Consider the following 17809-nt stretch of genomic DNA (forward strand, 5'->3'; position numbering starts at 1 on the left):
TACCTCTCCCCGCGAGCGGGGAGAGGGAGCAATGAGAGCTTTCGCCGTGACGACAGATTGCCTGATGGCGGCTGACCACTACTATACCAGCTCTTTCAGCCCGCGACTTCCTTGATGCGGGCGATCATCTCGTCGACTGCCTTGTCCACCGGCACCTTCTCGCTGACCACGCGGTTCATCGCCTTGGCCCAGACGTTCTCGTTGTTGAGGATGGTGAACTTGTAGTTCTTGGTGAAGTCGAACGGCTGGGTGCCGCCGGTGAACTGCGCATGCACCGCCTTGCGATGACGGTCGGCCTGCCAGAACGGGCTCTGCTGGCTTGCTGATGTCACCGGGAACCAGCGGCCGAGCGCGCCCTCGATATAGGGACGCACGTTCTCCTCCTGCAGCAGGAATTTGATGAATTCCTTGCCCTCCGCCTTATTCTTGGCGGCGGTGAAGATCAGCCCGGTCTTGACGTCGGAGCGGTATTTGATGACGTCGCCGTCGGGCTTGTGCGGGAAGGAGGCGGTAATGATGTCCTCCTCATAGGCCTTCTTGCCGGCGGCGCGCTGCTCGGGGGTCAGCGCCGCGTTGTTGGCATCGTCGAGCCATTTTGCCGCGATCGAGATCGTGAAGTTGTGCGTCATCACGATGGTCTTGTTGTGGAAGGCGACGTTGTTGTCGGGGTCCTTCCAGGTCGTGGAGGAAGGCGGCGTGCAGCCCTTGATGTAGGTGTCGGTATAGTCCTTCATCGCCTTGATCAGGTTCTCGCGCACCTTGGGATCGTCGACCAAGAGCTTGCCGTCATCGTCGACCAGCTTGACATTGTAGGCGTCCATGAAGGTGTAGAACGACTGGAACGCGTCGGTGGATTCCACGCCCATCGGCTGGCCGATGCCGTAGATGCGCTGGCCGGTCGCTTTCCGGATCGCGGGCTGCACCTTGTCGCACCAGAACGACCAATAGTCCTCCCACTTGGTCGGAATGTCGGCCTCCTTGAAGCCGGCCTTCTCCAGCATGTCCTTCCAGATCTGGACATGCATGCTCTGCTGCTTCAGCGGAAAACCGTAATAGGCGCGCTTCTTGGCGACGTTGTCGTAGAGATAGGCGGTTTCCAGCGTGTTCGGCGCAAACGCCGATTTCATCGGCAAGAGGATGTCGGAGAGGTCCTCGAGCTTGCCCTCGTAGGCCCATTTGCCCTGCGCCTGCACGTCGTAGCTGTCGGAATAGGCGACGTCGGGCACGGTGCCGGCATCGAGCGCTGCCACCGTCTTCGGGATCATGTCCTGGATGGCGTATTGCGACAGCTCGACCTTGATCCCGGTCTTGGCCTCGAATTTTTTGATCATCTCGAGCAGGGCGTCGTCCTCGGACTTGTAAAAACCCTTGCCGAACCAGACGGTGATGGTTTTCTGCTGGGCCATCGCAGGAGCCGTGGCGTAAAGCAGGCCGATCGCCGCGATCGCGATTGAAAATGTCCTAAATCCCTTGGATCTCACGTCGTTCTCCCTGATCGCCTTTTTTAACTGGCTGGGTAATTAGCCTAGTCTATGGCCGGTGCGCAATCCAGATGGCCGCGTTACGCCTTGCGTAGGGGGCATCGGGGTGCGGGCACGGCCGTGCCAGAATGGGCCTCATACGCTGCGACAGCGCGGATATCCAATGCCCAGCGTGTATCGATCGATCCATCGATCGTCACGGTGGATGCCGTGAAAAACAGGCGAACCGAAATTCATATTCCGAGATCGTGGGCTCCCAGATTTGGAGCCCTCGTCTGAAGGTGCGCCGCGAAATGAGGGGTGTGAGACATGACGTCGCATTCTCGCGGCGAGGCGGCGCCCGAGATGTGCTTGATACTCGTGCCCTCGAAACAAGAGGGCACAGAGAAGGCCGGGTGCAGGCCGCACCCATGGTCCGCCAGCAAGAAAAAAGCTGGCGGCAGACACCACAGGATTGGCCGACATCCGGCCTTCCCTGCGCGGTGGTTTTAACGCTTATGGCGCGCTCTTGTGTCCTCAAAACCTGCCAGAATGTGCGAACGGGCGGTTCTCACCAACCGCCCGTCGCTGGATCTGAGCCCGTGTGCGCTCAAAGGCCTGGGAGCCTGTCGGGGAGCGAGGGACAGCTCCGGTGTCTTCCTCAACCCGAACAGTTGCAAGGGCTGCGAGCCCGTACCGAGCAAGGAAGGGAGTGGATGATGGCACAGAATGATCCCATTGTCGTCGGCATCGACGTGGCCAAGGACAAGGTGGATGCCTGCATTCGCAGGTTGGCATTGCGGCAAACGTTCCCGAGCACCCCACAGGGTCACCGCAAGCTGGTGGCTTGGCTCCGCAAGCACGAGGTGGGCAAGGCTGCCATGGAGGCTTCCGGTGGCTATGAGCGGGACTGGGCCAAGGTACTGCGCCAGGCTGGCATCGAGGTTCGGATTGTCGACCCCAAGCGGGTTCGCAGCTTCGCGTTGTCGGCCGGGCGACTGGCGAAGAACGATACGATCGACACGGAGATGATTGCCTGGTTCGCCGAGACATTCGACGCGGCACCGAGCCAGGCCCACGATGCCGCGCGCGAGGAGCTGGCGACGTTGGTGAAGGCACGCAAAAACCTGATCGATGTGAAGACCCGTTTGCAAAGCCAGAACGAACATGCCGTGCCGGGACCGGTGCAGAAGGCTCACGCCGGCTGTCCTTCGAAGACCGTTGTGCTGATTGAGCGCGAGCAAATGCGACCATCAGAGCCGCCGCTCTCTTGCTTCTGCAGTGGGCTTGGCTGAAGTGCCGTGCGCAAGAACCGCAACACTTATCCTAGTCTGGTATTAGTTGACACGACCTATCATGAGTTACCGCGAGCATAGGGGAGCATAAGGATGCCACTGCGGTGACGCCCACCAAGACGGACAGCCCGCGGCTGATCCTGATGACCAGCGAGATGCCCCTGGAGATGGAAGGCCGCCGTGAGTTCCAGGAAGCGAGCCAAGCCACGCTGGACGACACGGTGTTGATAGCGCCGAAGCCCGGCTCAGGGCCTGATCGAGGTGCGGGTCAGGGTCGCGCGGGATGCTTTTCTTTCGTCGCTTCGCCAGCCGGACGGGCTTAACGCTCAATTCTTTGCATGCAAGAGCTTGGCATCGGCGGGCAGCGTGAGCGGTGAGCGCGATTCTGTCACAAACGTGTGTCCCTGATGCGTACATAAATAGACGAATCTTTTGGTGAGCAGCCCCCTCTGCCATGTGATGATGAGTGGTTGCTGGGCGTTCGATACGATGCTTCCGAAATCCGCCGGCTCGAGGGAAACGACAAGGGCCGGCAACGCGTCGCTGATCGCCCTCGCAACTCGAGTCGCGTGACCGGAAACGGCCAGCAAAATCATCACCAGGATGACATCGGTCATTATTGCACTCCGGGTTGGGAAGAACACTCTGCTTTGCAATCCGGCATGTCGACAATTCGGTGCTATCGACGGCGGGCGCAGAGCGGCGGACCTGCACCGCAACTGCCCGAACGCTCCGTTGCACTCAGGCGCCTGCTCTTGAGGGCGCGGGCCAAGGCCGGCCGCGCTGCGGCCTCCCGGAACTGTCTCATTCGGGATCGCGAGCCCTGACGCGTTGTGGAAGTAGGTCCTCGATATCGAAGATGTCCAACATCGAGGAGCCGAATTCGGTGAGGAACAGCCGACCTCCATCAGGCGAGATTGCCCATTCCCGCGGAAACACGCCCACCGGAAATGTCGTCAGCGTGGCTGGTGCATGGCGCAGGGCTTCTGATGCGCTGACAACACTAACACTGCCCGGCGCACTACCCCCAAATCTGTTCGAGTTCGCGACCGCGATCAGCCTGCCGTCCGCAAACGGCTGCACCCCGACCGGCGCCGGGCCGACGAGCGCCGAGGCGAGCAGGGCTGAACCCGGGGCGCTCATCAGGCGTTCCGTGCTGAAGCCATTGAGCCGGTCCTCTCCACGCAAGCTGACCCAGGCGATAGTGTCGCGCTGACGTTGGCGGCGCTCTGGGAACGATTGATCGGGCCAATCGGCAAGACGAATCCGCACCGGGGAACAACCGGCAACGACACGCCTGACGACTGAAGAGCTTGGCGCAACTAGCGCAAGGGCTATGTCCACAACAAGGATCGTCCCCTCCGGCGCGAGTTCGGTGCTGCCCGTACCGGTCGGTACCCGACACGCGCTCGGATTGAGTCCAGGCATCCCGGGCTTCGCCCGCTCGTTGGTGATGTATAGATGTGCGCCGTCTGACGAGACTGCGAGGCCGACTGGGTGGAAGTCGGCAGGAATTTGTCCGACGATGGCCGTTGCGGCGAATTTGGACCGCAGCGCATCGGCCAGATCAATCACGCTGACCGTTCCGGCGAGCTCGTTGGCGGCGAAGACGAACCGCTGGTCGGCCGATAAGACAACCTCAATAGTTTCGAAGCCTAGCCCGAGTTCCTGGAAGCCAATGAGGGTCCCGGGCGCGCCCGCGATTGCGCGCTGGACATCGAAGACCGCGACGCCGCTAGACGCTGCTGCGAACAGCAGCGCTCCATTGCGGCTCATCGCAAGACCTGCGGGTTGGTGCTCCATTGCGACAAAACGGACAATTCGGTAGGAGCGCCCCGTGCGCTCGAGTACCGCGATGCCGCTCGTGCCGATTGCGGTGTTTCCGTTGCCCGACTGCCTGACCGAGACGAACACCCACCTGCCATCAGGCGTCGTGACGACGGCGAATGGCGATCCAGGCATGTCGATCTGCTGTTCCCTACTGTGCAACTCGGCGGCCGCGGGGCTGGTGCGGATAAGGGCCGCAACAAGTCCGGCCGCGATCGCGGCGACACGGATGATGGGTCGCATTCGCGCTCCTCCTCCTGAGGCGACGACATGCGCCCCAAACCGAACCCCAAGTCGCTCTTCAGAAACGAGGGGATCCTACCGTACGAGCCGTGAGGCAGGTTTGCCGGATTCGCACGAATCTGTCGCAAGGTGTCGCCGGCACGGACAGCTGATACGAGTTGGCGACAATTGCGCCGTCGGTCTGCATGATTTCGGTGACGCCTTCGCCACGCGGTATTATATCTACCGGAGCCGACCGACCCCGGTTGCCTCGCGCCGGCCTCCGGAAACAAATGCGCCGACACCTGCCCGCCTTTGCGACACTTTATTACAATTTCGTCCGCGGCGATGCCGTGTGTCTGCGCTAAGCAATGAGCAGGGCAGGAGGCATGGATGAGCGAGCCCCACATCCTGGTGGTTGACGATCATCGCGATATCAGAGAGTCGCTCGCGAGCTACCTGCGCAAGCACGGCATGCGCGTCAGCCAGGCGGCGAATGCGGCAGCCGCGCGCGGCCTTCTGGAAAAGCATGCCATCGACCTCATTGTGCTCGACATAATGATGCCCGGCGAGGACGGGCTGTCGCTGTGCCGCCACATTCGCGAGGCGCATGACACCCCAGTCGTCGTGCTCACCGCCATGGCCGATGATACGGACCGCATCGTCGGCCTGGAGGTCGGAGCCGACGACTACGTTACCAAGCCATTCAATCCGCGCGAGCTCCTTGCCCGCGTGAAGAACGTCTTACGGCGGGCAAATACGTTGCCGAAGAAGCAGCGACAAACGGGGCCCAAACGCTACGTTTTCGATCGCTGGATATTGGACAGCGGCAGGCGCGAGCTGATCGGCGATGATGGGGTTGCCATGATGCTCAGCGCCGCCGAATTCCGCCTCCTGCTCGCGCTGGCGCAGAGGCCGCGACTTGTTCTCTCTCGCGACCAACTGCTTGATCTCACAAGCGGCCGTGGCGCCCAGGCGTTCGACCGCAGCATCGATAATCAGATCAGCCGGTTGCGCCGCAAAGTCGAACGCGATCCCGCGGATCCGCAACTCATCAAGACCGTTTGGGGCGATGGATACCAGCTTGCCGCCGACGTTGAGGAGGCCTCATGATCGGCCTGTTCTTTCGCTCGTTGGCTGGCCGGCTTGCGCTCGTTCTGGTCGCCGCCCTCCTCATGGCTCAGGTCGCGGCCATCGCCGTATTCTGGGCCGACACGTCGCGGGTGCGGCGCGCCGCCGTGCGCACCCAGGAGGCGGATCGCATCGCGACCTTGGCGCGGGTGATCGCCGCAGTCCCGGCGGCTGCCCGCGAAGACATAATCCGGGCCTTCGCAACTCCCCGCCACCGCTACTGGGCGGGCGCAACCTCGCTCGTTGCCCGGGAAGACATGGGCGAACAGGAGCGTCAGGTTGCCGACAATATCCGCCGCATGATGAGAAACAGTGCTCGTGATCCACGCATAGGTCTTGTCGAGCGCAACGTCGAGGACGGTTTGGGTGCCTCAGCTCGCGTGCTGCCTAATGCCCTCGAAGTCTCAGTTCAACTGACCGACGGCACCTGGCTCAACGGAGAAACGGCGCTGTGGCTGCCGAAAGCCCCGTTTGTGAACATGTTGCGATATATGACAGTGGCTAGCGTGTTGTCCATCGTGCTCGTCGTGCTGTTGGCAGCCCGCTGGATCACGCGTCCATTGAGCGCTCTGGCCGACGCGGCGGATCGTCTCGGGCGCGGAGAGGCGGTCGAGCTATCACTGCTGTCGGGACCAAGCGAGGTCGTCCGGACGCTGAATGCTTTCAACATCATGCAGCAGCGGCTCTCGCGCTTCTTGGCGGATCGGCTGACGATGGTCGCCGCCATTAGTCACGACCTGCGCACGCCGATCACGGCGGCCCGGTTGCGGGCGGAAATGATCGAGGACGCGGAGGTCAGAGAGGCCATCGTCCGGTCGTTGACCGATATGCAGCACATCACCGAGGCAACGCTAAGCTTCGCGCGTGATGAAACCCTCTCCGAGGAGCCGCGGACGATCGATCTGAACTCTCTGCTCGAAGCCGTCGCAGACGATCTCACGGCGGTCGGATGTGACGTCAGCGTCGCGGCGGACGGCCACCTGCCCTATCGATGCCGACCGGCTCTGCTGCGACGCGCCCTAACCAATCTCATGAGCAATGCCGCCAAGTATGGCAACTGCGCACGCGTCGCCTTGGAGCTTACCGGTGAGCACGCCCGCATCACGATTGACGATGAGGGGCCTGGCTTGCCCAGCGATCAGTTGCAGAAAGTGTTCGAGCCATTCGTGCGACTGGATCCATCGCGCAGCAACGAGACTGGAGGCATAGGCCTTGGCTTGTCGATTGCCCGATCGGTAGTTCGGGCGCACGGTGGCGAAGTTACCCTGATGAACATGAGCTGCGGGCTGCGTGCCCAAGTCGTTCTGCCGCGGTGCGTCCCGGATCCATGGAAAGGAAGTTAGAGCTGCTTTGCTGCTGATACAGCGGACATACAGAACTGAAACCGTGTTATTGGCAGCAGTCTTCCAAATTCACCGCGGGAATGGGGTGCACTCGCGCCGCTACAGGCTCCCCCCTATTGCTTCCCAAGGTCCACTCAATTTCGCCTTCGTCGCGCTGAAGGCCGGTGATCTGCTGGCCAATGGGTTTGTGGAGGAGAGGTAACCAGGGCACGAGTTGGAAGCCGAGCCCGCTGTCGATCATGGCAAAGCGTCCGCTGATGAGGCTGGCGACACCAGCGAGACGGCCGCTGATGTGCTCGCCGGAATTGTTCGGCATGTAGGTTAAGCCCTGTTCACTCGCTATCTGCCGGCCCACGCGCTCAACCTCCCGTCGCTCAAGGGTCGCGGCGGTACTGACGGGGATGTGGTGCCATTGCGGTCGCGAGCCCCATATGAACGACCCTGACTTAGTGTCGCTCCCTTCGGTATACCGCCCGCCCCGCCCGCCACTCTCACCAGCACTGACGATGTGCTGTCCCTAGTGCGCCCGGGCGGGCAGGGTCTGGCCAGCACATCATATTTGCTTTGCAAGAGCGTTCGGCGGTTCGATGCCGGCTATCGACTATCTCTCGCGCCTCCGAAGGCCGTCGTGCCCGTCGACAGAAATCGCAAACCTTGCCAGGCCAGATTGTGCCGTGGCTAATCCTGATTAGAGGAGCGTAATCCGCCGCCCCGGCCGCAGTCCGCCGCCCAACCTGCATCACACACTGAAATGTGCTACCATGCTTGCCATGCCAACCTATCGTCGCCGTACCATTGTCCCGTTATTTGCCGCTGATGGACTGCGTGAGCTGCTCCCGCTGCGATGCCAGCAAGATTCTTCCTTCCTGGTCCAGTTCGCCGACGCGGTTGGCGGCAGCGGTCATGGCGCCGGCGACGACATTGTAGCGGTTATAAGTGAACTGAAGCGGGAATACGAATTGACCCTTGTCGACCTTGAAGGCGCCGTACTCGCGGGCCAGGAACGCAACGTAATTGTCGTAGGCGCGGTAATAGTCGGCGCGCGCCGCCAACATTCGTGACGCAAAGTCCGTGATGGCGGCTTGGCGCCTCTCGAGGCTCGCCAACAACCTGGTAGCGGTGCTTCTGTCAGCATTGGCTCGCGCGTATTGTTCGAGGCCGTCGTGCTCGGCTTTGAGCAGCGCGACGTAGCGCGGCAAGAATGTCGTCGCATTGGTCTCCGCCGTCTTCACATCGCGCCGAAGTGCCTCGAGATCGCCAGGGCTCGCGGCATGATAGAACTCGATCGTCTTCGCGATCCCCGGCGGCGCAATCTCATTGGTCAGGCTTTCGATGGCCGCATCGGTTTCATCCGCCGCCTTGGTCGCCATGGCGAGCAGCGGCTGGGATTTGTCATCGGCGCGCGGCTTGAGGGGTTCAGCCGCCTGTTTTACCTCGCTCGTGCCTTGCGCAGCCGTCCGGTTCTGGCGAACGGCCATGCCTTCCTGAAGTTTTGCAAGCTGGCCCGAGAAATAGACCCCAATCGCGAAAACCGCGAAGAGCGACAGGAACGCCAGTCGCACGCGCCATTTCGCATCCGGATCCGAAGGCATTTGCATCTCCGAGAATCCGTATTGAACGAAGGAGAGTCCTCGCGCGCAAGCCCGATGTCGGGCTTTCCACGGCGATCCGCGAAATTGGTCATAGATGAACAGGTCTGCATGGGGTGTTCCAGCTAGGCCCTTGATTCTGCGTGAAAAGCGGAGATGCGGAGCAACATGGAAAATTCATGCCTTTCGGCATATGTTTGAGGCCATGCGCCGTGATGATGTCATTGCCCGGTTGAAGGAAACCGAGCCCGCCCTGCGGGCCTTCGGCATCGCGGCGCTTTACCTGTTTGGCTCTCATGCGCGGGACGAAGCAGGGGCGGACTCCGACATTGATGTTTTCGTTGATGTTGCACCCGGCGCGAGTTTTGGCTTGCGTCGGTATATGGGTGCGTTCCGCGTGCTTGAAGATGCGTTCGGGCACAAGGCGGAGATCGGCTACTCGACGAGGGACGCACTCTCGCCCTATATCCGGGCCGACGTGGAACGGGACGCACTGCGAGTTTTCTGATGGCTGCCAGCAAAAGCCCCCGCCTGCGGCTGCTTCATATGCGCGACGAGATCGAAAGCCTTTCGAAAGAGCTGGCGGGCGCGAGCTTCGAGACCTACCGGGGAAGCTACGGCCTCCGCCGGATCACCGAGCGCGCCATACAGATCATTTCAGAGGTGGCACGAACCTTGCCCGAGGATTTTCGGGGACGGCACTCCGACGCTCCCTGGGCTGACATCATCGCGATCGGCAATCTGCTTCGGCACGAATATCATCGTGTCGACGACAAGGTGCTCTGGGAGACCGCCACCGTCGACCTGCCCAAGCTAAAGCCGATTATCCTGCGCATGCTTTCCGAGGTGGAAAGCTGAATCGTCCTCGGGTCGCTGGCAGTTCAGCCATCCGAGGTATTGATACGGCAAGAGCAGCAGCGCCAATCACCAATGTGAGACTTGATCGCAATGGAGAGGTGGTGGGCACGGCGCAAGGCGCCTTTGCCCATCCTACCAAACAGTCAGATTCGCGTAGCTCAATTCTGCTTCCCGCTCTCCGTCGCCGGTGCGCTTGCCGGCGAGGCGGCCGTGGTATCCGGGATCGTGATCTTCTGGCCGGTGAAGCGCTCGATCAGAGAGTTGACCGCATCGCGGGTGCGCTTGTCCTTGACCGCATCGAGCAGCGGCGCTGAGGCGGGCGAGCGGCGGATCAGGCTTTCCGGATCGGGGAAGACCAGCGGGTCGTCCCAGGGCCCTTGCACGACGAAGGGCAGTTCGAACTCGCCCGCGCCGTTGCCGCCCTGTGTCAGGCTGGCCGTGCCCTTGAGGTCGTATTCGCGCGTCGGCACCGACGCGGTACCGGTCAAGGTCACGCGCGTCGTTGGCCCCTCGATCCGGACGTCCTCGGCGGTGGCGAGGCCGTCGGAAAATTTCACTGCGACCGTCAGATTGTCGTAGGGCGTGGCGCCGTTGCGAAAATTGCCGCCGCCGGACAGCGGCCGCCGCTCCAGCCGCCGCAGCAATTGTTCGACATTAAAGCCCGCGATCGCACCGTCGTGGCCGCTGAGGCTCGCGGTGCCGCTCAGCGATTGCGCGAGCCCGAACGGTGACGAGCCGGACGCCACCAGCGAGACGTTGACGTTGCCGCGTCCCGACAGTTTTGACATGCCGAACATCTCGCTGGCGAAAGCCTGCAGATCGGCATCGGTGAGCTGGAACTGCGCCTTCACCTCGGCGGCATTGTCGGCGCGCGCGATGGCGAGCGAACCGCGGGCGACACCGCCATAGACCTGGGCCTCGCCGACGCTCAAGGCCAGCGCGCCGCCGCGTAAGTTGGCGCCGAACGCGGTGCGCCCGAGCCTGGAGCCGCCAACGGTGACGCGCGCCGCCGACAGGCGCATGTCGAGATCGGTGGTCGACAGCGCGTTGAGGTCGAACATCTGCCGATTCCAGTCGCGCGCGCCGCTGGCGAGCAGGCGGATGGTCGTGATGTAGGGCGAGAAGTCGAGCGCATCCGCCGCCAGCGTCGCCTGCAGCGTCTGCCGGCCATTATTGGCATAGGTCATGACGCCCTCGGCGACGTTGCCGTCGAGCTCGACATTGACATTGGTGAGCGCGATCGAGGCGCCGACCACGTTGGCGCGCGCCTTCAGCGCAAAGCGGCCAAAACCGCCGCTGCCGGGCGGCGGCTGGCCGGTCCATTGCAGGGCGTTGCGCAGCGACGGGCTATCGACCGTCAGCGTGCCTTCCATCATCGCGCTGGTGCGATTGGCGACGGTGCCGTCGAACGCGAGTTTCAGCGGCGCGCTCGACAGCCGGGCCTTCATGCCGGAGCGATCCCCCGAGAGGGTGGCGACGAAGTCGGATACACTGATGGATGTGTCGACGCGCTGGCCGCGCCAGTCGAACTCGCCGGTCGCCGCGAATGAGCGCGAGATCGACGGCCAGGCAAGCGAGAGGTCGAGATCATCAAGTCTCTCGGTCGTATGACTTGCGTCGTCCTGATAGGTGACGATGCCGTCCTGGATGCGGATTTCGGAGAACGAGACCTGGTTGTCGGCGCCCGGCTTCATGGTGCGGGCGATGGTCTGCAGAAACGGCGTCCAGTTGCTCTCGCCGTCGGCCGCGCGCACCACGCGGATCTGCGGGCGCAGCATCATCACGTCGGCGATCTCGAAGCGCTGCAGCAGCAGCGGCAGCAGCCGCAGATTGGCCGTGAGCACGTCGACCTTGAGCGCCGGATCGGCGCCGCCGTCCTTCAGGCCGACATCGTGAAACGACACGTAGCTTCCGGGAAATACTGAAATGTCGATCGCGCCCAGGCTGACGAGCTCGAGCCCCGTGACGCTGCGAATCTGGGCAGCCACCGCCTGACGCAACGCGTCGCGATTGATCAGCCAGGAGGTGATGATCAGACCGAGCAGCAGCACGCCGAGCAATGCCGCAATCGGCGTCCCCAGGCGCTTCATTCCTTGGGCGGTCGTCAATGCGTTGATCCTGATCGGGTTGATGTGTCGCCCAGTCGCAGTTCAAGGGTAAAACGGGCATGGCGCGCCATCCATGCCAACCCTCACAACTTGCAGGGTTTTCTTGTCGCTTTCAAGGCCAGCCTCGGTTGCATCCTGTGCGTAGGGCGGATCGGTCGCACCGGCGCTCCGAAACGCACGCCAGCGTACATTCCCGGCGCGTCATTGCAGCACCAAAGAGGGGATGCGCCCTCATTGACGCACTGCGAAGATTTCGCCTAATAATTCGCGAAAGGGGCCTTTGCGAGCCCTTTTTCTTCATGCCGCAGCTTCATCAGGTCCGAGCTTCATGAACAAGGTTTATCCAGACGCCAAATCGGCCCTCGCGGGTCTCCTGAAGGACGACATGATGATCATGTCCGGCGGTTTCGGGCTCTGCGGTATCGCAGAAACGCTCTCGGATGCGATTCGCGACGCCGGCGTGAAGAACCTCACCGTCGTCTCCAACAATGCCGGCGTCGACGGCATCGGGCTCAGCCGGCTCCTGGAGACGCGGCAGATCAAGAAGATGATCTCCTCCTATGTTGGCGAGAACAAGCTGTTCGCCCAGCAATACCTTGCGGGCGAGCTGGAACTCGAATTCTGCCCCCAGGGCACGCTTGCCGAGCGCATCCGCGCCGGCGGCGCCGGCATTCCGGCCTTCTTCACCAAGACCGGCGTCGGCACGCTGGTGGCCGAGGGCAAGGAAGTGCGCGAGTTCGACGGCGAGAAATATCTGATGGAGCGCGGCCTGTTCGCCGATCTCGCCATCGTCCACGCCTGGAAGGGCGATACCGCCGGCAACCTCGTGTTCCGCAAGACCGCGCGCAACTTCAATCCGATGATGGCGACCGCGGCGAAAATCACCGTCGCCGAGGTCGAGCACCTGGTGCCGGCCGGAGAGATCGATCCGGACCACATCCACACGCCCGGCATTTTCGTCAAGCGCATCGTCGAGGTCGGAACGGCGCTGAAACGCATCGAGCAGCGCACCACCCGCAAGCGCGAAGCCGCCGCCGCAACCTAGAGGAAGTCTGATGGCCTGGACCCGCGAACAGATGGCCGCCCGCGCCGCCAAGGAGCTGCGCGACGGATTTTACGTCAATCTCGGCATCGGCATTCCGACGCTGGTGTCGAACTATATTCCCGATGGCGTCGACGTTCAGCTGCAGAGCGAGAACGGCATGCTTGGCATGGGGCCGTTCCCCTACGAGGGCGAGGAAGACCCCGATTTGATCAATGCCGGCAAGCAGACCGTGACCGAACTGCCGACCACGAGCTATTTCTCGAGCGCCGATTCGTTCGCCATGGTGCGCGGCGGGCATATCGATCTCTCCATTCTCGGCGCGATGCAGGTCGCCCAGAATGGCGATCTCGCCAACTGGATGATCCCGGGCAAGATGGTCAAGGGCATGGGCGGCGCGATGGACCTCGTCGCCGGCGTCAAGCGCGTCGTCGTGGTGATGGAGCATTCCGCCAAGGACGGGCCGAAGCTGCTGAAGCAGTGTTTGCTGCCTTTGACCGGCGAGCGGGTGGTCGACATGGTGGTGACGGACCTCGCCGTGTTCACCATCGACAAGCATGGCAATGACGGCATGGCGCTGGTCGAACTCGCCGACGGCGTGACGCTAGACGAGGTCAAGGCCAAGACCGAGGCCGAATTCCGCGTCGCGCTGAAGAACGCGTGAGCCACACGCCGCTCTGGTAGGGGTGGGCAAAGCGAAGCGTGCTCACCATTTCTCCGCACGCGTGATGTGTGGTGGTGGGCACGGCGCAAGTGCGCCTTTGCCCACCCTACCTTTTCGCGTCCGCGGCTAGGACGCCTCCTTCAACAGAGGCAGCGCCGTCTCGTCGCGCTTCAGCTCTTCCAGGCTGCGGTGGCGCGGCTCGATGCCGAGCGCAAACACCGTGATGATTTGCCCGACCAGCAGGAAGATCATCAGCGCCATCACGCCGGCGACGCCGCGAGCCTCGAACAGCATCACGACCAGGAACGGCGTCACGATGGTGGCGCCGCGGCCGAGCGTGTTGACGATGCCGGAAGCACGCATGCGCACCTCGGTCGGGAACAGTTCGGGGATGTAGATGCCGAACAGCAGCGCCACCAGCACGTAGATCGGCACGGTCAGCGCAAAGCCGACCGCCGGCAGCAGCACCGGATCGGAGATCATGGGATAGAGGATGCCGAGCGCGACCGAAAGCAGCGAGGCGCCGATGATGGTGGGCTTGCGGCCCCAGCGGTCGGCGGTCAGCGCGCCGATCGCCGATCCCACCGGCGCGCCCAGCGCCATCAACAGCGCGTAGCCGAACGAGCTTGCGACCGACAGGCCCTGCTTGATGAAGAACACCGGCAGCCAGGTCACAAAACCGTAGAGCAGGGTATTGATGGTGACGAGGCACACCGCGCCGACGATCATGCGCGAGAGCAGCGGCTGAACAAAAAGGGTTGCGATATCGCCGGACGCGGTGACGGTCGCGCTCGCCGCCGGCGGCGGCAGCGGGGCGCCCTGCGCCGCCTCGCGCTCGATTGCCTGCATCAGCGCTTCCGCCTCTTCAAGCCGCCCGACCGCTTCCAGCCAGCGCGGCGATTCCGGCAGCGATTTTCGCAGGTACCAGACGATCAGCGCGCCGATGCCGCCAAGCACGAACATCGCCCGCCAGCCGAATTGCGGCACGACCAGCGAGGCGACCAGCAGCGAGATCGGCAGACCCATCACGACGCAGACGGTGGTGAAGCCCGACCATTTGCCGCGCGAGCGGACGGGCACGAACTCGGCCATGGTGGCGTAGCCGACGACATTCTCGGCCCCGAGCCCCACCCCCATCACGAAGCGGCAGGCGATCAGCACCATCATGTCAGGCGCAAAGGCGGCGGCTAGCGAAGCGAGACCGAACACCAAGAGATTGAACTGGTAGGTGAAGCGCCGGCCAAAACGGTCGCCGAGAAAGCCGGTGCCGAACGAGCCGAGCATCATGCCGACGAAGGTCAAGGAGATGAAGGCCGCGTTCTGCGGCAGCGTCGAAAAACCGGTCTTCAGCACGACACCGAGCACGGAGCCGGCGAGATAGATATCGAAGCCGTCGAAGAACATGCCGATCCCGATCAGCAGCATGATGCGGCGATGGAACGGGCCGATCGGAAGCCGGTCGAGCCGGCTGCCGGAATTGACCGATGTCATGTGTTCGCTCCGCTGATGTTTGCTGTTTTGTTTGTTGCTCGTCGTTATCCCATCGACGATTTTCGCTTCCTATCAGCGCGGATGGTGCGCTCCCCTTGCGGGGAGCGGTTGGGGGTGGGGGTGACTGGCGCCGGAGCAAGTGGTACCCCCCTCCCCCGCAAGGGGGGAGGGAACAGACCGCCGCCGCTGATACAGTTCGATCTCATCTCGCCTCCGGCTAATTCAGCCGCCGCTGCGTGGCCGTGTCGCGGTACCAGTCGAACGGCTGGTCATGCGTGGCGACCATCACGCTCTTGGTGGAAAAATGGTCGTCAAAACTTTCGGTGCCGAACTCGCGGCCGACACCCGAAGAGCCGACACCGCCCCAGGGCGAGGCCGGATCGAGGCGGTGGTGATCGTTGATCCAGACGATGCCGGCTTTCACGCGGGCGGCGAGGCGATGCGCGCGGGCGACGTCGCGGGTGCGGATCGCGGCCGCCAGCCCAAATGGGGAATCATTGGCGAGCCGCAGCGCGTCATCCTCGTCCTTGAACGGCGTCACTGACGTGAACGGCCCAAAAACCTCCTCCTGAAAAATGCGCATTCGGCTGGTCACGTCGGCGAACACGGTCGGCTGCACGAAATAGCCGTTCTCATGCCCCGTCACGCGCGCGGCGGCGCCGCCGGTGACCAGTCGTGCGCCGTCCGCGCAGCCGATGGCACAATAGGAGAGCACGCGGTCGCGCTGGCGCGCCGAGATCACCGGCCCGAGCTGTGTTGCGGGATCGAAGGGATTGCCGATCCGGATGCTTTCCGTTTTCGCCTTCAGCTTGGCGACGAATTCGTCATAGATCGAGGCCTGCACCAGGTGGCGCGAGGCGCAGACGCAGGTCTGGCCTGCGCCGATGAAGGCGCCGAACGCGGCATAGTTGACGGCGCGGTCGAGCTCGAAATCGTCGAACACCATGACCGGCGTCTTGCCGCCGAGCTCGAGGGTCTGATGCGCGAACACTTTTGCCGCCGCCGCGCCGGCGATGCGGCCGGCCTCGGTGCCGCCGGTCAGCACCAGCTTGTTGATGTCAGAATGCTCGGCAAGCATCTTGCCCGCGCTCTGGCCGAGCCCATTGACGACGTTGAACACGCCCGGCGGCAGGCCCGCCTCGACAAAAATCTGTGCGAGCTTGAGCGTCGTCAGCGGCGTGTATTCCGACGGTTTCACCACGGTGACGCAGCCCGACGCCAGCACCGCGGCGAGCGACTTGCACAAAATCATCAGCGGATGGTTGAACGGCGTGCAATTGGCGACGATGCCGATCGGCGTGCGCAGCGTGTAGCTCAGATATGAACCCTCGACCGGGATCACCGCGTCGCGGCGCGCCAGCGCGAGGCCTGCGAAGTAGCGGAAGAAATCCGGCAGCCGCGAGAGCTGGGCGCGTGTTTCATTCAGCGGCCTGCCATTGTTGAGCGTCTCCAGCCGGTAGAGCTGTTCCAGGTTGGCCTCGAACGCATCCGCGAGGCGGCCCACCAGCCGCGCGCGGGCGCGCACATCCATGCCGCCCCATTCCCTGCTCTCGAACGCGGCGCGGGCGCTTCGCATCGCCAAATCGACGTCGTCGGCGCTCGAGTTCGGGATCTGCGCGATCACCTCGCCGGTTGCCGGATTGTGCACGTCGAGCATCGAGCCGCCACCCGCTTCGATCTCATGACCATCGACGAAATTGCCGTGGATCTCGACCGCGACGGCTTTTGCCGAAATGTTCACGCGTCCCTCCCTTCGACGATGACGGCGTTGCGCCTCAGCGCCGGAAGCACCCGCTTCTCCGTCTGTGTGATGTGCGACTTGATGATCCGCGCCGCGGCGCGGCGGTCGCGCCGCTGCATCGCCTCGATCAGGGCAGTGTGCTCGGCGATGAGCTTTTTCGGATCGTGGCCCCGTACGTTGGCGAGACTGACGCGCACCAGGCGATCGGCCTGCCCGATCAGGTCGCACAGCGCTCCGGCCATCCGCCGGTTGCCGGAGGCGTGCGCCAGCGCGGTGTGGAAGGCGCGGTTGTAGGCGATGAAGGCTTCATGGTCGCCGGAAAAGCGGCGAAACTGGTCCAGCGTCTTGAGCACGTCATCACTGGCATTGTTGATGGCTTCCGCCACACAGGCCGGCTCGAGCGCGAGGCGGAAGCGCAGAAGATCGCGCGCGTCCGCGAGCGAGATCGGGTTGACGCGGTAGCCCTGGCGCGGCGTCACCGTGACGAGATGCTCGCGCGCCAGCCGCGCCAGCGCCTCGCGCACCGGCTGGCGGCTCACCCGGTAGCGTTCGGCGAGCTCCTGCTCCCGCATGTCATCGCCGGGCGCAAGCTGGCAGCTTAAAATATCAGTGCGCAGCCGATCATAGATATTGTCGCGGAGAAGCATGAAGTTTCTCTCGTTTCTGGCTTTTTATTCCAGCCGTGAAATATCACGTCAAGCCACGAAGGCTTGATTTGTGTGCGATTTGATCTATCAATCCCTTGGGCGCGTGTCCGCGTCCGAAAGAGGAGGGCCGATGGACCGGCTGTTTGCGGACGGAGCCGTCAACGCGGCGGACACCGGGCAGGGGCCGCCGCTCATCCTGTTGCATTCGCTGCTGTCCGACCGTGCGAGCTTTGATGCCGTCGTGGCGCCGCTTGCGCGCTCATTTCGGGTGATCGTTCCGGAACTGCCGGGATTTGGCCGTTCGCGCGCGGTTGGTGGCGGCCTTGCCGCGGTCGCCGACCGGATGGCGGAACTCGTGACCGACGTGGCGGGCCCTGGCGGCGCCGTTGTG

17 protein-coding genes are annotated in these 17809 nt (G+C 63.1%); 8 read left to right on the plus strand and 9 right to left on the minus strand.

The window, feature by feature from the left end; translation table 11 throughout:
* Positions 1-95 precede the first annotated feature (95 nt).
* Positions 96-1406, minus strand: a complete 1311-nt coding sequence (locus tag JOZ76_RS02600) for an ABC transporter substrate-binding protein (protein ID WP_441299963.1) — start codon at positions 1404-1406, stop codon at positions 96-98.
* 770 nt (positions 1407-2176) lie between these two features.
* Between JOZ76_RS02600 and JOZ76_RS02605 the strand changes: the two genes are divergently transcribed.
* Positions 2177-2755 carry an IS110 family transposase gene (locus tag JOZ76_RS02605; protein WP_291697072.1) on the plus strand — a complete coding sequence of 193 codons (579 nt, stop codon included), beginning with the start codon at positions 2177-2179 and terminating at the stop codon, positions 2753-2755.
* 326 nt (positions 2756-3081) lie between these two features.
* On the opposite strand, the gene JOZ76_RS02610 is transcribed toward JOZ76_RS02605, so the two are convergent.
* Together JOZ76_RS02610 and JOZ76_RS02615 are read right to left on the minus strand one after the other, a co-directional pair.
* Positions 3082-3372, minus strand: a complete 291-nt coding sequence (locus JOZ76_RS02610; RefSeq protein ID WP_291697073.1) for a hypothetical protein — start codon at positions 3370-3372, stop codon at positions 3082-3084.
* 187 nt (positions 3373-3559) lie between these two features.
* Positions 3560-4825, minus strand: coding sequence for a YncE family protein (locus JOZ76_RS02615; protein ID WP_291697074.1), 1266 nt, complete (start codon positions 4823-4825; stop codon positions 3560-3562).
* A gap of 372 nt (positions 4826-5197) precedes the next feature.
* Here JOZ76_RS02615 and JOZ76_RS02620 point away from each other — a divergent pair, with 372 nt between their 5' ends.
* On the plus strand, positions 5198-5917 hold the full coding sequence (locus JOZ76_RS02620) for a response regulator (RefSeq protein WP_291697075.1): 720 nt from the start codon (positions 5198-5200) through the stop codon (positions 5915-5917).
* Positions 5914-7278: an ATP-binding protein gene (locus JOZ76_RS02625; RefSeq protein WP_291697076.1), complete on the plus strand. Its 1365-nt coding sequence runs from the start codon at positions 5914-5916 to the stop codon at positions 7276-7278. The genes JOZ76_RS02620 and JOZ76_RS02625 overlap by 4 nt, the downstream gene beginning before the upstream one ends.
* Positions 7279-7324: 46 nt before the next feature.
* Here JOZ76_RS02625 and JOZ76_RS02630 read toward each other — a convergent pair whose 3' ends face one another.
* Together JOZ76_RS02630 and JOZ76_RS02635 are read right to left on the minus strand one after the other, a co-directional pair.
* A complete protein-coding gene (locus JOZ76_RS02630) occupies positions 7325-7786 on the minus strand; it encodes a DUF3363 domain-containing protein (RefSeq protein WP_366938535.1) in 462 nt (153 codons plus the stop codon).
* A 295-nt stretch (positions 7787-8081) separates the two neighbouring features.
* A complete protein-coding gene (locus JOZ76_RS02635; RefSeq protein WP_291697077.1) occupies positions 8082-8870 on the minus strand; it encodes a hypothetical protein in 789 nt (262 codons plus the stop codon).
* A 202-nt stretch (positions 8871-9072) separates the two neighbouring features.
* Here JOZ76_RS02635 and JOZ76_RS02640 point away from each other — a divergent pair, with 202 nt between their 5' ends.
* On the plus strand, positions 9073-9375 hold the full coding sequence (locus JOZ76_RS02640; protein ID WP_291697078.1) for a nucleotidyltransferase family protein: 303 nt from the start codon (positions 9073-9075) through the stop codon (positions 9373-9375).
* Complete coding sequence (locus JOZ76_RS02645; protein WP_291697079.1) at positions 9375-9725, plus strand: HepT-like ribonuclease domain-containing protein; 351 nt, start codon at positions 9375-9377, stop codon at positions 9723-9725. The genes JOZ76_RS02640 and JOZ76_RS02645 overlap by 1 nt, the downstream gene beginning before the upstream one ends.
* A 158-nt stretch (positions 9726-9883) precedes the next feature.
* Here the strand turns inward: JOZ76_RS02645 and JOZ76_RS02650 are convergent, their stop codons facing one another.
* On the minus strand, positions 9884-11815 hold the full coding sequence (locus JOZ76_RS02650) for an AsmA family protein (protein WP_291697086.1): 1932 nt from the start codon (positions 11813-11815) through the stop codon (positions 9884-9886).
* Positions 11816-12161: 346 nt separating this feature from the next.
* Between JOZ76_RS02650 and JOZ76_RS02655 the strand changes: the two genes are divergently transcribed.
* Together JOZ76_RS02655 and JOZ76_RS02660 are read left to right on the plus strand one after the other, a co-directional pair.
* A complete protein-coding gene (locus tag JOZ76_RS02655; protein ID WP_291697080.1) occupies positions 12162-12878 on the plus strand; it encodes a CoA transferase subunit A in 717 nt (238 codons plus the stop codon).
* A gap of 10 nt (positions 12879-12888) precedes the next feature.
* Positions 12889-13539 carry a 3-oxoacid CoA-transferase subunit B gene (locus JOZ76_RS02660; protein ID WP_291697081.1) on the plus strand — a complete coding sequence of 217 codons (651 nt, stop codon included), beginning with the start codon at positions 12889-12891 and terminating at the stop codon, positions 13537-13539.
* Between the two features lie 126 nt (positions 13540-13665).
* Here JOZ76_RS02660 and JOZ76_RS02665 read toward each other — a convergent pair whose 3' ends face one another.
* The 3 genes from JOZ76_RS02665 to JOZ76_RS02675 all read right to left on the minus strand — a co-directional run bounded on the left by JOZ76_RS02665 (position 13666) and on the right by JOZ76_RS02675 (position 17418).
* The gene (locus tag JOZ76_RS02665; protein WP_291697082.1) at positions 13666-15030 is read right to left on the minus strand and encodes an MFS transporter; all 1365 of its coding nucleotides are present in this window, start codon (positions 15028-15030) and stop codon (positions 13666-13668) included.
* Positions 15031-15247: 217 nt separating this feature from the next.
* Positions 15248-16771 carry an aldehyde dehydrogenase gene (locus tag JOZ76_RS02670; protein WP_291697083.1) on the minus strand — a complete coding sequence of 508 codons (1524 nt, stop codon included), beginning with the start codon at positions 16769-16771 and terminating at the stop codon, positions 15248-15250.
* A complete protein-coding gene (locus JOZ76_RS02675; protein WP_291697084.1) occupies positions 16768-17418 on the minus strand; it encodes a GntR family transcriptional regulator in 651 nt (216 codons plus the stop codon). Before JOZ76_RS02675 ends, JOZ76_RS02670 begins: the two co-directional genes overlap by 4 nt.
* A 130-nt stretch (positions 17419-17548) precedes the next feature.
* Here JOZ76_RS02675 and JOZ76_RS02680 point away from each other — a divergent pair.
* Positions 17549-17809: alpha/beta fold hydrolase (locus JOZ76_RS02680; RefSeq protein ID WP_366938534.1), on the plus strand; the 261-nt coding region annotated here is incomplete at its 3' end.

The organism is Bradyrhizobium sp. (assembly GCF_019244115.1).
Classification (GTDB): domain Bacteria; phylum Pseudomonadota; class Alphaproteobacteria; order Rhizobiales; family Xanthobacteraceae; genus Bradyrhizobium.

Excerpts from the sequence above, each read along its gene's own strand:
- JOZ76_RS02640 (WP_291697078.1), top strand. The coding sequence starts at position 9,073 with ATGCGCCGTGATGATGTCATTGCCCGGTTGAAGGAAACCGAGCCCGCC.
- JOZ76_RS02625 (WP_291697076.1), top strand. The coding sequence starts at position 5,914 with ATGATCGGCCTGTTCTTTCGCTCGTTGGCTGGCCGGCTTGCGCTCGTT.
- JOZ76_RS02650 (WP_291697086.1), bottom strand. The coding sequence starts at position 11,815 with ATGAAGCGCCTGGGGACGCCGATTGCGGCATTGCTCGGCGTGCTGCTG.
- JOZ76_RS02635 (WP_291697077.1), bottom strand. The coding sequence starts at position 8,870 with ATGCCTTCGGATCCGGATGCGAAATGGCGCGTGCGACTGGCGTTCCTG.
- JOZ76_RS02645 (WP_291697079.1), top strand. The coding sequence starts at position 9,375 with ATGGCTGCCAGCAAAAGCCCCCGCCTGCGGCTGCTTCATATGCGCGAC.
- JOZ76_RS02655 (WP_291697080.1), top strand. The coding sequence starts at position 12,162 with ATGAACAAGGTTTATCCAGACGCCAAATCGGCCCTCGCGGGTCTCCTG.
- JOZ76_RS02600 (WP_441299963.1), bottom strand. The coding sequence starts at position 1,406 with ATGGCCCAGCAGAAAACCATCACCGTCTGGTTCGGCAAGGGTTTTTAC.
- JOZ76_RS02665 (WP_291697082.1), bottom strand. The coding sequence starts at position 15,030 with ATGACATCGGTCAATTCCGGCAGCCGGCTCGACCGGCTTCCGATCGGC.
- JOZ76_RS02610 (WP_291697073.1), bottom strand. The coding sequence starts at position 3,372 with ATGACCGATGTCATCCTGGTGATGATTTTGCTGGCCGTTTCCGGTCAC.
- JOZ76_RS02675 (WP_291697084.1), bottom strand. The coding sequence starts at position 17,418 with ATGCTTCTCCGCGACAATATCTATGATCGGCTGCGCACTGATATTTTA.
- JOZ76_RS02605 (WP_291697072.1), top strand. The coding sequence starts at position 2,177 with ATGATGGCACAGAATGATCCCATTGTCGTCGGCATCGACGTGGCCAAG.
- JOZ76_RS02660 (WP_291697081.1), top strand. The coding sequence starts at position 12,889 with ATGGCCTGGACCCGCGAACAGATGGCCGCCCGCGCCGCCAAGGAGCTG.
- JOZ76_RS02615 (WP_291697074.1), bottom strand. The coding sequence starts at position 4,825 with ATGCGACCCATCATCCGTGTCGCCGCGATCGCGGCCGGACTTGTTGCG.
- JOZ76_RS02620 (WP_291697075.1), top strand. The coding sequence starts at position 5,198 with ATGAGCGAGCCCCACATCCTGGTGGTTGACGATCATCGCGATATCAGA.